This is a genomic window from Limnohabitans planktonicus II-D5, from assembly GCF_001270065.2.
In the GTDB taxonomy this organism is placed as follows: Bacteria; Pseudomonadota; Gammaproteobacteria; order Burkholderiales; family Burkholderiaceae_C; genus Limnohabitans_A; species Limnohabitans_A planktonicus.
Window position 1 is genome coordinate 88,756 of record NZ_LFYT02000014.1, and the last position, 15,063, is coordinate 103,818.

The following is a 15,063-nucleotide window of genomic DNA, read 5'->3' on the forward strand; positions in this document are numbered from 1 at the left end:
CGTCGCACAGTGATCACCACTCAAGACTGTGATTTGGACGATCCTTGGTACAGCCAGAGCAAGACCAGAAAATACACAGCAAAGAACCCCGTTTGCAACCAGTAAATCAATGTGCCTTGGCCTTTTAAAACACTCTCCAAATCCGATGAGATGTTCACAAACGACAGGCCCAACACGGTCACGGCCAATGCAAACAAAGCCATGGGAACAACTTGAATATGTCGAATTGCCGCATAAAACAAACTCGCATACGCCAGCACTGAAAAAGAAATGATCTTGTCCTGGTAAGCGTAGAAAGGGGTATCGTAGTAAACGAACAACAGCGGGTATTTCAGACCCATGAAGTGGGCTGCAGCCATCAAGCAAAAATAAACGACACCCACACCCAGCATATAGCGAAGCCATTGAGCTTTCATGAAAATCTCTCCAGTTGACCCTGAGCCTGTCCACCCCATGTGGACAGGTCATCCGGTACAGGGTTCAAGTGTCGGAGGAACGCATTCGAGCAAACAGCCGAACATAAGACAAAATTCAGCAAATTCAAGACAATCTCTGCCCGTGAACCCCAGACCTCTTCCTTTGAACATTTGTGTGCTCGCGTTTGATGGCATCAGTCCATTTCACCTGTCTGTGCCCAGCGTCGTGTTTGGCGATGTTCACCAAACCCCCTCGCCTTTTGATCTGCACTTTTGTGCCATCGATGGCCCGGTCATTCGCAGCACTGTGGGTTTCACGATCCAGACCTCTGACGACTGGCAAGCACTGGAACGAGCCGATGTGATCATCATCCCGAGTTGGCCAGACCACTTGCCGCCGGCACCCACGCGACTCATTGAGGCTTTGCAGGCTGCACACCTGCGCCAAGCCACGCTCATGGGCCTGTGCCTGGGTGCATTTGTCTTGGCGCAAGCCCAATTGCTTGACGGACGGGAGGCCACCACACACTGGACGGCAGCCCAAGAACTCAGCGCCCAATATCCGCAAGTGCGTGTCAATGCCTCGGCACTTTATGTGGATGAAGGAAACATCATCACCTCGGCAGGCACGGCCGCCGCCATCGACTGCTGCTTGCATTTCGTTCGCAAGACACTCGGGGCGGAGTTGAGCAACCTCATCTCCCGCAGACTGGTCATGGCACCGCACCGCAGAGGGGGTCAAGCGCAGTTCATCGAATCCCCCATCGGCGCACGCCCCCGCGACCATGCATTTGCCAATTTGCTGGACGCAATGCGCCAGGCATTGGACCAAAAGCACACCGTGCAGACCATGGCCACACGCATGAACATGACTGAGCGCTCTGTCTCTCGCCTGTTTGCCAAACAGACCGGTTCGTCTCCTGCGCAATGGCTGTTGAACGAACGCTTGAACCATGCTCAACGCCTTTTGGAGACCACCTCATGCTCCATGGAAAACATCGCCTTGGCGGCCGGCTTTGCCAGTGCATCGGCCATGCGCCCGCACTTCAGAAGCCGATTTGGCCTGTCGCCCACTGAATGGCGCAAGAATTTCACCTACTGAAGACCAGCACACGGACCCTTGCACTGAATGGATCAATTTTGCGCAAATTCGGTGCCGGGTTAACCTGCAATGACGGGTTTGTATCTGCCGTGCAGAATCAAACGTTGACCACTTTTTGAACCCTCTTCTCTTTGTCTTCCTTCCATCAAGCCACCACCCCCGATTCACCTTGGGTCCAGGTTCTGGACACCCAGGACATGGACCAGCACGCCCTGGCCCAGCAGGGCTGGGCACTGCAATATGAGCAACTTTCGCCCGGGCAGTTCAAGGGCCGCATCCACCAGGTGCAACTGCCCGAGGTGACGCTGCTGCGAGAAGACACCAGCATCGCCTTGCGCCAGCGCGGGCGGCTCGACGACAGCGTGTATGGCTTTGCCATGGCCCTGCAGGACTCACCCGACCTGTTTTTCAACGGCCAGCGGGTGCCGGCCCACGCCATCATGTGCGGCAAAGGCGACGAGGTAGACCTGACCACCCCACCCCACTTCACCCTGATCGCCGTGGTGGTTAACCGCAGCCTGCTCAACCCGCTGTGGGAGCGCATGTACCAAAAGCCCTTGGCGCACTGGCTTGAAAAGCAACTGGTGCTGCCCACCACCGACATCAAGGCGCAAAACCTGCGCGACCTGCAGCTCACCGTGCTGGACCAAGCCAGCGCGCTGGCATACCGTCAGCATGACCCGCAAGCCCTGCGCCAGTTGCGCGACGAGATCCTGATGGAATGGCTTGAAGCCCTGCCCGCTCAGGTTGACACTTCCGAGCTGCCCACCCTGGAGCGACGCAAGAAACTGGTGGACCGCGCCTGCGAGCTGATGCTGGGCCACGCTGACGAGCCGCTGTCCATCCTGGAGGTCTGCAGCCGCGTGGGCACCAGCCGACGCAAACTCAACTACTGCTTTCAGGACGTGCTGGGCACCACGCCCATCAAATACCTGCGCTCGCTGCGCCTGAACAGCGTGCGCCGCGCCCTGCGCCAGGCCGCGCCTGGCGTCACCATTCAGGACATCGCCTCGCACTGGGGCTTTTGGCACCTGAGCCAGTTCGCGCAGGACTACCGCCAACTGTTTGGCGAGTTGCCTTCGGACACGCTGCACAAGCGATGAGCAGCGCCCGCCAAACCCAACTCACCGCCATCCTGACCATGGTCGCAGCCATGGCCTGCCTGTCGACGCAAGACACCCTGAGCAAAAAGCTGATGCTCAGCGTGGTGCCCGTCATCATCATCTGGACGCGCTACGCCCTGCAGACCGCACTGGTCAGCGCCACGATCTGGCGCAGGCATTCGCCCGAACTGTGGCGCACACGGCAGTGGCGGCTGCAACTGCTGCGCGGCGCGCTGGTCGTGGGCGGCAGCTTGTTTGGCTATGGCGCTTTGCAGCGCATGCCCGTGGCCGAGTTCACCGCCATTTATTGCCTGGTGCCGCTGGCCGTGACTTTTGTGGCCCGGTTCGTGATGAAGGAAAGCGTGTCCTGGCTGGGCTGGCTGTGTGTGGCGGGCGGCATGGCAGGCGCCTTGCTGGTGGTGCGCCCGGGCGGTGATGTGGACCCCATGGGCGCCAGTCTGGCGCTGATGGGGGTGGTCTGCTACACCGGCTTTCAGACCCTCACGGGCTACCTGGCGCGGCAGGACTCACCGCTCACCATTCAGCTGTGCACCAGCGCGCTGGGCTTTGCGCTCATGTCGGCCGCAGTGCCATTTTTCTGGCCAACCCAGATGAGCTGGCCAGACCTGGCCCTGCTGGGTTTGGTGGCGCTGGCGGGCTCATACGGCCAATATTTCACGGTGCTGGCGTTTTCCAAAGCGCCCGCCTCGGTCTTAACGCCTTACCTTTACTCGGCCATCGGTTTTTCTGCGCTGGGCGGCTGGTGGATGTTTGACCACCTGCCCGACGCCCTGGCCCTGTGCGGCATGGGGATGATCGCGGGCTTTGGCCTGGCGGCTGGCTGGCTGAACCAACTCAAGGCCAAAACATGAGCACACCGCTTTTCAGCCCCAGTTACCGCGAGGCCCGAGCGCGTTTTATCCAGGCCGCTCAAGACTGCGGTGCCCAGTTGCACAGTGACGTTATGCCCATGCGCGGCGCACAGGGCGAAGAACTCGCCATGGACGTGGCCGTACAAGGCCCGGCCGATGCCGCCCAAGTGCTGATGACCACCAGCGCGGTGCACGGCATCGAAGGCTTTTGCGGCTCGGCCATCCAGACCGGTTTGCTGCACAGCCTGTCGTTGCCGCCCGGTGTGGCCGTGGTGCATGTGCATGCGGTCAACCCGCATGGCTTCTCGCATGCGCGGCGGGTCAACGAAGACAACGTGGACCTCAACCGCAACTTCATCGACTTTGCCCAGCCCTTGCCGGTCAACGCCGACTACGCACAGGTTCACAACCTGCTGCTGCCCACCCACTGGCCGCCCAGCCCAGAGGCCAGCGCATCTTTGCAAGCCCAGGCCGAAGCGTGGGGCGAGCGCCGCATGCAGCGGGCCATCACCAGCGGGCAGTACCAGTTTCCCCAAGGCGTCTGGTTCGGAGGCCAGGCCCCCACCTGGAGTCACCGCACATTCCGGCAGGTGCTGCGAACCCATTTAGGTCAGGCCCACCAGATCGCCTGGATCGACCTGCACACGGGCTTGGGGCCACACGGCCACGGCGAGCGCATCTTTGCCTGCACCGACAACGGCGAAACACTTCAACGCGCCCGCCAGTGGTGGGGGCCAGACATCACCTCGGTTGACACAGGCACATCCCAAAGCGTGCCACTGTCCGGGCCGATACAGATGGCGATCTACGAAGAGTGCCCACAGGCTCAATACACCGGCATTTGCCTGGAGTTTGGCACCTTGCCGCTGGCGCAGATGATCCAGGCCATGCGGGCCGACCACTGGCTGGCCCTGCACCCCGAGGCCCCGCCCGAGCAGCAACGCGCCATCCGAGCCGACATGCTGTTGGCCTTCAACCCGCCCTCGCCTGCGTGGCAAAAACAGGTCTGGCAGCAGGGCCTGCAAGCGGCCCGACAGGCGGTACAGGGCTTGACCACCCCGCGCTGAACCGCATTTCTCGGGAAAACCCAGCCCAGAGATTGCAATTTTTCGATAACGTCAAACCCGTATCTTGTTCAGACTGTGGCCCTGCCCCGGGGTGGCAAAGCGCCCCCTTCACCAAGACGAACAAGGACGAAACCATGATTTCACGCCGTACGATTTCCAGCCTGCTCGCGGGCCTGCTGAGCAGCCTGATGGTGCTCAGCGCCTCAGCGCAGGGCTTCCCCAACAAGATGGTCACCGTGATGGTGCCCTACCCTGCAGGTGGCCCATCGGATGCAGTGGCTCGCCTGGTGCAGGTCGAGTACGAAAAAAGCCTGGGCCAGAAAATGATGGTCGAAAACCTGGGCGGCGTGAGCGGTGCCCTGGGCATCCAGAAGGTGCTGTCGGCACCGGCCGATGGCTACTATCAGTTACTCGGCACGCCGATGGAACTGGTGATGGCACCGCTGGCCCTGTCGGCCGTCAAGTTCAAACCCGAAGAAGTGCGCCTGGCCAGCTTGTTGGGCCGCACCTCGATCGGCTTGGCCGTGCGCAAGGACCTGCCCGTCAACAACTTAACCGAATTCCTGGCCTGGGCCAAAGGCAAACAGGTCAGCTACGCGAGCATTGGTCAGGGCTCCCTCTACCACATCATGGGTGAGCGCTTCAAGACGCTGACGGGTCTGGACATGCTGCACGTGCCCTACAAAGCGGCCGTGCAGATCTACACCGATCTGGGCGGCAACAACGTGGACATGGCCTTCGTGCCGGTCGCAGGTCCCATCATCGGCATGGTCAAGGACAACCGCTTCAAGATCATCGGCATCTCCTCCACCGCGCCCCACCCACAACTGCCTGAAGCCGCCCCGATCAGCGCTCAGCGCGGCATGTCCGACTTTGTTTTCGACATCTGGATCGGTCTGCAGGTGTCCAAAAACACGCCCGACGCCGTGGTCCAGAAACTCAACCAGGCCATGAACGAGGCCATCAAGTCCGAAGGATTCGTGAAAGGCATGACCACCACCGGCAGCCAAGTGCCTGCAGGCATGAGCGTGGCCGATCTGGACAAGTTCTACACCCAGGAAGTCAGCCGCTACCGCGCACTGTTCAAGGCCGCCAACGTCGAGCCACAGTGAAGCCCTGAGTGCGCAGCGCACAAGCGCTGACGCTCGCGCCACCCGGGACATGCTCACCCCTCGTGACATGCCCGGGTTTTTTCATTCCAGCCTCCTTGGCCACGCATGACCGATTTCACTTACAACACCGCCACCGAACTGATGGCCCGCCTGCGCGAAGGCGAAGTCACCAGCACCCAACTGCTGGAGCAGCACATCGCCCGCGTGGCGCTACATGACGGCCCGATCAACGCGGTGGTGGTGCGCAACTTTGAGGCTGCCCGCGAACGCGCATCCCAAGCCGACGCGGCGCGTGCCCGTGGCGAGGACTGGGGGCTGCTGCACGGACTGCCCATGACGGTGAAAGAGTCGTTTGATTTGCCGGGCACGCCCACCTGCTGGGGCTTTCCTCAGTACAAGGACAACATCGCGCAACAACCGGCCGTAGCCGTGCAGCGCCTGCTGGACGCCGGGGCTGTGGTGTTTGGAAAAACCAATGTGCCGGTGGCTTTGGGCGACTGGCAATCGTTCAACCCGGTCTATGGCACCACGAACAACCCCTGGGACCTGAGCCGCTCGCCTGGCGGATCGTCGGGCGGGGCCAGCGCGGCGCTGGCCGCGGGCATGACCCCGCTGGAGCTGGGCAGCGACATTGGTGCCTCCATCCGCAACCCGGCGCATTACTGCGGCGTGTATGGGCACAAGCCCACCTGGGGCGTGGTGCCCATGCAAGGCCATCAACTGCCGGGCGTGCGCTGCATTGACAGCCTGGACATTGCCGTGGCCGGGCCACTGGCGCGCAGCGCTCAAGACCTGCAGCTGGCCATACAGGTGCTGACCACGCCGCTGGAGCAGTTTGGCCCGCTGGGCTGGACAGCTGCGCAGTGGCGCCGCAACGACAAGCCGCTGCGGCAGTGCCGAGTGGCCATCGTCTACGACGACCCCCAAGCGCGGGTGGACAAGAGCATCCAGGACCGGCTGCACGCGCTGGCCGACTTTTTGCGCGTCCAAGGCGTGACCGTGCTGGACGACCACCGCCCGGTGGACAGCGCCCAGTCGCACCGCGTGTACGCCCACCTGCTGCGCGCGGCCACAGGGGCGTGGCTCGACGACGCGACCTTTGCCCGCTTTCAGGATCAGGCCCGCCAAAGCGATCCGGCGCTCGACACCATGCGCGAGCGCGTCTGGCGCGGCAGCACCCTGACGCACCGCGACTGGGTCGAGTTCGACCAGCAACGCGCCGTGCTGCGGGCGCAGTGGCAAAGCTACTTCGAGTCGGTGGACCTGCTCATCACTCCGGTGGCCACATCGCCCGCCTTTTTGCACAACCAGCAAGGCGAGCGCTGGGAGCGCATGCTGCAGGTCAACGGCCAGGACCAAGCCCACACCGACAGCCTGTTCTGGGCGGGTTACCCCGGCGTGGTGGGCCTGCCCGCCACCGCCATCCCGATCGGCCAAAGCCCAGGCGGTTTGCCAGTCGGCGCGCAAATCATCGGCAACAGTTTTGCCGACCCGCTGTGCCTGAACATGGCACGCTGGCTCGAAACCGAATGGTGCCGCTTTGTGCCGCCACCACACCTGGCTTGAACCTCAGAAATTGCCCTGCCCATGTCCGACCTCACTGACATCACCGACTTCAACGCCAGCGAACTGTCTGAGCGCATCCACCAACGGCAAGTGTCCTGCACCGAAGTGATGCAGGCATACCTGGAGCGCATCGAGCGGCTGAACCCGCGCTTCAACGCCATCGTCAATCTGGCCCCGACCGACTCGCTGCTGGCACAGGCGCGCCAGTGCGATGCCGAGCTGGCCAAAGGTCAATCGCAGGGCTGGCTGCACGGCATCCCGCAGGCCATCAAGGACACCGGGCACGCCGTGGGCTTTGCGACCACCTTTGGCAGCACCGTGTTGCAAGCAGCCCTGCCCGCCAAGGACAGCATCATGACCGAGCGCATGAAGGCGGCCGGGGCCATCGTGATTGGCAAAACCAACATGCCCGAGCTGGGCTTGGGCTCGCACACCTTCAACACCCTGTTTGGGGCCACGCCCAACGCCTGGGATACGGCGGTGAGCGCGGGCGGCAGCAGCGGCGGCGCGGCCGTGGCTCTGGCTCAGCGCATGTTGCCCGTGGCAGATGGCTCGGATTTCATGGGCAGCCTGCGCAACCCGGCAGGCTGGAACCACATCTTCGGCATGCGCCCCTCGCAAGGCCGCGTGCCCTTTGGCCCCGGTGCTGATGTGTGGGTGGACCAGCTGGGCACCGAAGGCCCCATGGCTCGCAGCGTGCGCGATCTGGCCCGCCTGCTGTCCACGCAGTCAGGCCATGACGCCCGCCAGCCTTTGTCGATCCATGGCAGCGTCGATGTGTCGGGCTTGGCGTTCACGTCCGATGCGCTGTGCGGTTTGCCTGGCCTGCCAGGCCTGAGGATAGGCTGGCTGGGCGACCTGAACGGCCACCTGGCCATGGAGGACGGCATTCTGGACGTGTGCCAAGACGCGCTGCAGCACATGGCGGGCCAAGGTGCCCATGTGGACGCCATCGGTCTGGGCTTTGACACCCAAGCGCTGTGGGACTGCTGGCTGGTCTGGCGCCGTGCGCTGGTCGGCCCCAAGGTGGCGGCCTTGCTGCGCATTCCGGGGGCCCAAGACCAACTCAAACCCGAGGCCCTGTGGGAGCACGAGAACTCGCTCAAGCTCTCGTTCATGGACTTCATGCAAGCCAGCCAGACCCGCAGCGCGTTCTATCAGCACCTGCTGGGTCTGTTCAACCAATACGACGTGCTGGCCCTGCCCGTGGCGCAGACCTGGCCGTTTGCACTGCAAGAGCGCTGGCCGCAAGCCATTGGCGCACGCGCCATGGACACCTACCACCGCTGGATGGAGTGCACGATCTACGCCACGCTGGCGGGCCTGCCCGCCATCAGCCTGCCTGCGGGCTTTCACCCGACGCATGACTGGCCCATGGGCGTGCAGCTCATTGGCAAACCACAGGGCGATCTCGCTTTGCTGCAGGTGGCTGCGGCCTACGAAGCGGTGCGCAGCGACTGGCTGCAAAAGCGGCCTGCACAAGCCTGAGGCATCTCAGGCTGCCGCCAGCCGACCCGGGCGGCTTGTGGCCCCCCTTGCACCGTAGCGACCCATGTCGAGCCCTTCGGTGCGGATGGCCGGCTGGCGACCTGAGATCACATCGGCCAGGAGCTGTGCACTGCCGCAGGCCATGGTCCAGCCCAGTGTGCCGTGCCCCGTGTTGAGGTACAGACCGTTGAGTGGGGTTGCCCCCACCAGTGGGGTACCGTCAGGCGTCATGGGGCGCAAGCCGGTCCAAAACTGGGCCTGAGTCAGGTCACCACCCGGAAAGAGTTCACGCGTCACTTTTTCGAGCGTGGCGCGGCGACGCGGGTTCAGGCGCAGATCAAAGCCCGCCAGCTCGGCCATCCCCCCCACCCGCAGGCGATCACCCAATCGGGTCAGCGCAATCTTGTAGGTCTCGTCCAGCACGGTGGACTGCGGTGCCCGCGAAGCATCCGACAGCGGCATGGTGAGCGAATAGCCCTTGACTGGGTACACCGGAATGTCCAGGCCCAGCGGCAGCAGCAAGTCACGCGAATAGCTGCCGGCGGCCAGCACCACAACGTCCGCTTGCAGTAACTCGCCCTCACCGCCCGCCGAACTGACCACCCTCACCCCCGTGACGCGCTGGCCGTCCCCCTGCAGCGCCTGCACCGTGCAGCCGCCGCGCAGTGTCATCCCCTGGACGCAGGCGAGTTCTGCCAACCGGCGGGTGAACACATGGCAATCGCCTGTTTCATCGTTGGGCAGGCGCAGGCCACCCGCGATCGGCGCGCTGGCGCTTGCCAGCGCGGGTTCTGCGCGCAGCACCCCGGCGGCATCGAGTAACTCAAACGGCACACCGCAGTCTTGCAACACGGCCACATCGCGGGCCGCGGCGTCCAGCTGGGCCTGGCTGCGAAACAGCTGCAAGGTGCCCTGACTGCGGGCGTCGTACTCAATGCCGGTTTCGCCACGCCAGGCGCGCAAGCAGTCACGGCTGTACTCGGACAGGCGCATCATGCGTTCCTTGTTGACGGCATAGCGGTCGGCTGAGCAATTGGCCAGCATGGCCGCCATCCAGCGCCACTGAAACAGGGTGCCATCGGGTCGGATGGCCAGCGGCGCATGGGCCTGAAACAACCATTTCAGCGCTTTGAGCGGGATGCCCGGTGCGGCCCAAGGCGTGGAATAGCCCGGCGACACCTGACCCGCATTGGCAAAGCTGGTCTCCATCGCCACACCGTTTTGGCGGTCCACCAGCGTGACTTCGGCCCCCTGGCGCAACAAGGCCCACGCCGTAGTCACCCCGATCACGCCACCACCCAACACCACAACTTTCATGTCAGCCTCACATTTAACTTGAGATCTGGTGATGTTATGGATTGATGACAGAATAATTTTTTGTTTTAATGCTTGGAAACAGCGATTTCAACTGAAACACAGGCCTTTTTTTAGACCTTGGCAGCACAATGTCCGAACCCGACCGCATCGACCTCAAAATCCTCGACCTCCTGCAACGCAACGGCCGCATGTCGGTCACCGAGGTGGGTGAACAGGTGGGCCTGTCCACCTCGCCCTGTTCGGAACGCATCAAGCGGCTCGAAAGGCAAGGCCTGATCACCGGTTACCACGCCCGCGTGGATGCGGCGGCTTTGGGCAAGCCCTTGCTGGTCTTCATCGAGATCACGTTGTCACAAAAATCACCACAGGTGTTTGAAACCGTGCGGCGCGAGGTGGGTCTGATGCCCGACGTGCTCGAATGCCACCTGGTCTCGGGCAGCTTCGATTACCTGGTCAAGGCCCGCTTGCGCGCCATGAATGACTACCGCGAACTGCTGGGTACCATCCTCAACAAGATCCCGGTGCCCGCACAGTCCAACAGCTATGTGGTCATGGAAGAAATCAAGGAAAGCACGGTCCTGCCACTGGACCGCTGAGCTCAAGCAAGGACCCGGTTTCAAACGGCACGGCAAGCGCTCTGCAGCTGTGCGCTGCGCTCAATCACTCAGCTCGAGCACAGTGGTGTGGCCCTGGGCCATGGGCCAGGTCAAACCCACGATTTTTTCGCCGTTGAAGCTGGCGACCACGCTGCGCTGTGTGCTGTCGGTCAAACGCAATCGGCTCGATGCCACCCCTGCGCCAGGCGGCACGCCGGGCAAGCTGCTTTGCCCATCGAGGCTCATGCTGTCGCGCCCCGGATCGAAATACCCCCGGGGCCGAGTGAAGCTGAGCACCGCCTGCGCTGCCCGGTCGGCGTCATTCGCACGCTCTGGTCGCATGTTCAGCCATTGGCTCGATCTGGGCAATGGGCTGCGGTAAATGTGCGTGGTGGCGTAACCGGCCGCCTGGATCACGAACTCATACGCCGTTTCGCCACGCCCCCGAAAAGGCCCCCACTGCCCATCATCTCCCGTGGTTTGGGCGTGGACCGCTGACCCCTGGCGCTGGCCGGTAGCCGCGTCGGTGGCAAAAATCTCCATGCGAGCGCCGCGCAAAGGCAGGTTGTTGACGAAGTTGCCGCTGCCCGCGTCCATCGGGTCCAGGCCCAGCCCGACCAATTTGCCGTTCAACACCACCTCGGTCTGGCGCACCAGACCAGCACGCGGTGACTGCCCGGTGATGAAGCGGTAAGTGGCTTCAAAGGCGGCTTGGGAGTAAGACGTTTCCCGGTGGTCAATTTTGGGAATGACCACATTGGTGGCCCCTTTGAGTTCGGGACCATCGAAGCCCACCATCGTGGGCTTGCCTTTCATGCCCAGCCACAGGCCATCGGGCTGTGCAAATTTGTCATTGTTGTCCGAACGGATGGTAATCCAGCGTGTGGGGCCACAGACCTCATCGCCTTGGGCGTTTTTGGGGGCATTGAGTTGCTTGAGGAACGGACCCGTGCCAGAAAATTCATTGGCCTCGTTCACACCGGGAATGGCCTGCACGCCATGGTTGGGCGTTCCGCCCAGCACGGCATGGCTGACGACGGCGGCACCGCCACCGTTGCAAATGAAGTTGCGAATCGCATTGCCCCCGCGCGAGTTACCCACCAAAACCACTTGGCTTGCCCCGGTTCGGCGCAAGACACCCTGTACCTCATCCCGCAAAAAGGCCATGTGTTCCTGGGTAGACGATCGCCCGGCTTGCGCTTTGTTGTCGGCATCCCGCGCCAGAGGGTATGGCACATCAATCGCGTGCAAATGGTCTGTCGGCCAGCCGTTGGACTCGAAACGCCAGACGGTGGTCTGCCACAGGGCTGCAGAGTCGCCATTGCCGTGCACAAACACGATCGGTGTTCTCTTTGCCTGTGTGCTGGGCGCCAGCCCTGCACAAGCGCTCAGGAGGAGCAAGGCGGCTGAAACAAGTCCCAATGAGCGACGCTGAAGTTTCATGGCATTCCAATCGTGTGCTTGGCAAAGCACACATCGTCGTGCAAGCCCGGCCTAAAGCCTGACTCCTGCGCGTCAGTAGGGCTTGTTCGTAGCCCTACCGCACCAGACCCACAAGGCCGCGCCCAAGACGATCATGGGCACGCACAGCCACTGCCCCATGCTCATGCCCAGGCTCAAAAGGCCCAGATGCGCATCGGGCTCGCGGAAGTATTCGGCCACAAAGCGGAACACGCCATAGCCGAACAGGAAAGCCGCGGACACCTGACCTTGCTGGCGGGGCTTGCGGGCGTAAAGCCACAGCAGCACAAACAGCAAAATGCCTTCAAGCAGAAATTGATAAATTTGCGAAGGGTGGCGCGGCAGATCACCCGCCCCACGAAACAGCATGGCCCAAGGCAAAGACGGATCGGCCACACGCCCCCAGAGTTCACCATTGATGAAGTTACCGACCCGGCCTGCGGCCAGCCCGGTGGGCACGCAGGGCGCCACAAAGTCCATGACTTGCAAAAACGGCCGCTTGCGTGACCAGGCAAACCAGACCATGGCCGCGATCACGCCCAGCATGCCGCCATGAAAGCTCATGCCCCCTTGCCAGATGGCAAAAACCTCCAGCGGGTGCGCCGCGTAGTAGCCGGGTTTGTAAAACAGGCAGTAGCCGATGCGCCCGCCCAGCACCACCCCCAACACACCGAGGAACAGGATGTCCTCAATGTCACGCCGTGTCCACTCGGGCAGCCGGGCAAAGGGCATGTGCTGAAGACGTTGGGTGCCCAGCCAGTAAAACAGGGCAAATGCAGTCAGGTAGGTCAAGCCGTACCAATGAATGGCCAAGGGGCCCAATTGCAGGGCGACGGGGTCAATTTGAGGATGGATCAGCATGCCCGGATTGTGCACTGGCTATGGCTCCTATTGGACACAAAGGCTTGGCAAGCGCCCGTTAGAATGCTGCGACCTTCTTTTGGCTTCTACAGAGACACCACCATGAGCGACAAAATCATCCCGATCACCCCCATCAACAGCCGCAGCGCCAACATCACAGAGGGAAAATCCCGCGCGCCCAACCGTTCGATGTACTACGCCATGGGCTATGAACAGAGCGATTTCGTCAAACCCATGGTGGGCGTGGCCAACGGGCACAGCACCATCACACCCTGCAACAGCGGCCTGCAAAAGTTGGCCGATGCCGCCATTGAGGGCATCGAAGCCGCCGGTGGCAACGCCCAAGTCTTTGGCACGCCCACCATCTCGGATGGCATGGCCATGGGCACAGAGGGCATGAAATACTCGCTCGTGTCGCGCGAGGTGATCGCCGATTGCGTGGAAACCTGCGTGCAAGGCCAGTGGATGGACGGCGTGCTGGTGGTCGGCGGTTGCGACAAAAACATGCCCGGCGGCCTGATGGGCATGCTGCGCGCCAACGTTCCCGCCATTTACGTGTACGGCGGCACCATTTTGCCGGGCCGCTACCAAGGCAAAGACCTGAACATCGTGAGCGTCTTTGAAGCCGTGGGCGAAAACGCCGCAGGCAAGCTGAGCGACGAAGACCTGCTCGAGATCGAAAAGCGCGCCATCCCCGGCACGGGTTCGTGCGGCGGCATGTACACCGCCAACACCATGTCTTCGGCTTTCGAGGCGCTGGGCATCTCTTTGCCCTACTCCTCCACCATGGCCAACGTGCATGACGAAAAAGTCCAGTCGGCCAAAGAGTCGGCCCGCGTTTTGGTGGAAGCCATCCGCAAAGGCATCAAGCCACGCGACATCGTGACCCGCAAGTCCATTGAAAACGCCGTGGCCGTGATCATGGCCACCGGGGGTTCCACCAATGCGGTCCTCCACTTCTTGGCGATTGCGCATTGTGCAGGCGTGGAGTGGACCATCGATGACTTTGAACGCATCCGCCAACGCACCCCCGTGTTGTGCGACCTGAAACCCAGCGGCAAAGCTTTGGCCGTTGACCTGCATGTGGCTGGCGGCATTCCGCAAGTCATGAAGATTTTGCTGAACGCAGGTTTGCTGCACGGTGACTGCATCACCATCACCGGCCAAACCATTGCAGAGGTGCTCAAGGATGTGCCCGACGCGCCGCCAGAGCAAAGCGTGATCCACACCATTGAGAACGCCATGTACAAGCAAGGCCACCTGGCGATCTTGAAAGGCAATTTGTCGCCCGAAGGCGCTGTGGCCAAGATCACCGGCCTGAAAAACCCGGTCATCACCGGCCCTGCCCGCGTGTTCGACGACGAGCAATCGGCCCTAGAAGCCATCTTGGCAGGCAAGATCAAAGCCGGCGACGTGATGGTCTTGCGTTACCTCGGCCCTAAAGGCGGTCCCGGCATGCCCGAAATGCTGGCCCCCACAGGTGCACTGATCGGCGCGGGTCTGGGTGAAAGCGTGGGCCTGATCACCGACGGCCGTTTCTCCGGCGGCACCTGGGGCATGGTGGTGGGCCACGTCGCACCCGAAGCCGCAGCTGGCGGCACCATCGCCTTTGTGAATGAAGGCGACAGCATCACCATCGACGCGCACAAGCTGATTCTGGAGCTGAACGTGCCCGAAGCCGAACTGGCCAAGCGCCGGGAAGGCTGGAAAGCCCCCGAGCCCCGTTACACCCGTGGCGTGCAGGCCAAGTTCGCCTTCAACGCATCGAGCGCCAGCAAAGGGGCGGTGCTCGATCTGTATTGATGAGCGTTTGACACCCACAAAAAAAGCCGCTTTTCAGCGGCTTTTTTGTGGGTCAATGGCGCAGGTAAAACCGTCAGGACAGCACAATGCTACCCCCAACAGACCCTCACAGACCGATGGCTGCGATACCGGCTTTGGCGATCTGCGCGTCTTCGTTGGACTTGACACCACTCACGCCAACGGCCCCCAAGCAGGCACCGTCCTTCATGATCGGCACGCCACCTTCGAGCATGCCTTCAATGGCAGGCGCAGACAAGAAGGAATAGCGGCCACCGTTGATGACGTCTTCATACACCTTG

General features: G+C 62.2%; 14 protein-coding genes. 9 read left to right on the forward strand and 5 right to left on the reverse strand.

Annotated elements, in window-relative coordinates:
- Window positions 1–20: 20 nt before the first annotated feature.
- Entirely contained in the window at window positions 21–416 is a 396-nt protein-coding gene (locus tag H663_RS32430; protein WP_133240017.1) for a hypothetical protein, read from the reverse strand.
- A gap of 142 nt (window positions 417–558) precedes the next feature.
- Here H663_RS32430 and H663_RS32435 point away from each other — a divergent pair, with 142 nt between their 5' ends.
- From H663_RS32435 to H663_RS32465, 7 genes are all read left to right on the forward strand, one after another.
- Window positions 559–1,518, forward strand: coding sequence for a GlxA family transcriptional regulator (locus tag H663_RS32435; RefSeq protein WP_240620519.1), 960 nt, complete (start codon window positions 559–561; stop codon window positions 1,516–1,518).
- A gap of 131 nt (window positions 1,519–1,649) precedes the next feature.
- Window positions 1,650–2,621: a helix-turn-helix domain-containing protein gene (locus H663_RS32440; protein WP_053175318.1), complete on the forward strand. Its 972-nt coding sequence runs from the start codon at window positions 1,650–1,652 to the stop codon at window positions 2,619–2,621.
- Window positions 2,618–3,493: a DMT family transporter gene (locus H663_RS32445; protein WP_053175315.1), complete on the forward strand. Its 876-nt coding sequence runs from the start codon at window positions 2,618–2,620 to the stop codon at window positions 3,491–3,493. The genes H663_RS32440 and H663_RS32445 overlap by 4 nt, the downstream gene beginning before the upstream one ends.
- Window positions 3,490–4,560: a M14 family metallopeptidase gene (locus H663_RS32450; RefSeq protein WP_053175312.1), complete on the forward strand. Its 1,071-nt coding sequence runs from the start codon at window positions 3,490–3,492 to the stop codon at window positions 4,558–4,560. Before H663_RS32445 ends, H663_RS32450 begins: the two co-directional genes overlap by 4 nt.
- A 134-nt stretch (window positions 4,561–4,694) precedes the next feature.
- Window positions 4,695–5,672 carry a Bug family tripartite tricarboxylate transporter substrate binding protein gene (locus H663_RS32455; RefSeq protein WP_053175308.1) on the forward strand — a complete coding sequence of 326 codons (978 nt, stop codon included), beginning with the start codon at window positions 4,695–4,697 and terminating at the stop codon, window positions 5,670–5,672.
- A gap of 105 nt (window positions 5,673–5,777) precedes the next feature.
- On the forward strand, window positions 5,778–7,238 hold the full coding sequence (locus H663_RS32460; protein WP_053175306.1) for an amidase: 1,461 nt from the start codon (window positions 5,778–5,780) through the stop codon (window positions 7,236–7,238).
- 21 nt (window positions 7,239–7,259) lie between these two features.
- Window positions 7,260–8,726: an amidase gene (locus H663_RS32465; RefSeq protein WP_053175302.1), complete on the forward strand. Its 1,467-nt coding sequence runs from the start codon at window positions 7,260–7,262 to the stop codon at window positions 8,724–8,726.
- 6 nt (window positions 8,727–8,732) lie between these two features.
- On the opposite strand, the gene H663_RS32470 is transcribed toward H663_RS32465, so the two are convergent.
- Window positions 8,733–10,043, reverse strand: coding sequence for a D-amino acid dehydrogenase (locus H663_RS32470; RefSeq protein ID WP_053175298.1), 1,311 nt, complete (start codon window positions 10,041–10,043; stop codon window positions 8,733–8,735).
- A 128-nt stretch (window positions 10,044–10,171) separates the two neighbouring features.
- On the opposite strand from H663_RS32470, the gene H663_RS32475 reads away from it, so the two are divergent.
- Entirely contained in the window at window positions 10,172–10,639 is a 468-nt protein-coding gene (locus H663_RS32475; protein WP_053175295.1) for a winged helix-turn-helix transcriptional regulator, read from the forward strand.
- A 60-nt stretch (window positions 10,640–10,699) separates the two neighbouring features.
- On the opposite strand, the gene H663_RS32480 is transcribed toward H663_RS32475, so the two are convergent.
- Both H663_RS32480 and lgt read right to left on the reverse strand, forming a co-directional pair.
- On the reverse strand, window positions 10,700–12,082 hold the full coding sequence (locus H663_RS32480) for a twin-arginine translocation pathway signal (RefSeq protein ID WP_053175293.1): 1,383 nt from the start codon (window positions 12,080–12,082) through the stop codon (window positions 10,700–10,702).
- Between the two features lie 72 nt (window positions 12,083–12,154).
- A complete protein-coding gene (lgt, locus tag H663_RS32485) occupies window positions 12,155–12,961 on the reverse strand; it encodes a prolipoprotein diacylglyceryl transferase (protein ID WP_053176874.1) in 807 nt (268 codons plus the stop codon).
- Between the two features lie 102 nt (window positions 12,962–13,063).
- On the opposite strand from lgt, the gene ilvD reads away from it, so the two are divergent.
- The gene (ilvD, locus tag H663_RS32490; protein WP_053176872.1) at window positions 13,064–14,764 is read left to right on the forward strand and encodes a dihydroxy-acid dehydratase; all 1,701 of its coding nucleotides are present in this window, start codon (window positions 13,064–13,066) and stop codon (window positions 14,762–14,764) included.
- A gap of 106 nt (window positions 14,765–14,870) precedes the next feature.
- Here ilvD and H663_RS32495 read toward each other — a convergent pair.
- Window positions 14,871–15,063: GlcG/HbpS family heme-binding protein (locus H663_RS32495; protein ID WP_205872720.1), on the reverse strand; the 193-nt coding region annotated here is incomplete at its 5' end.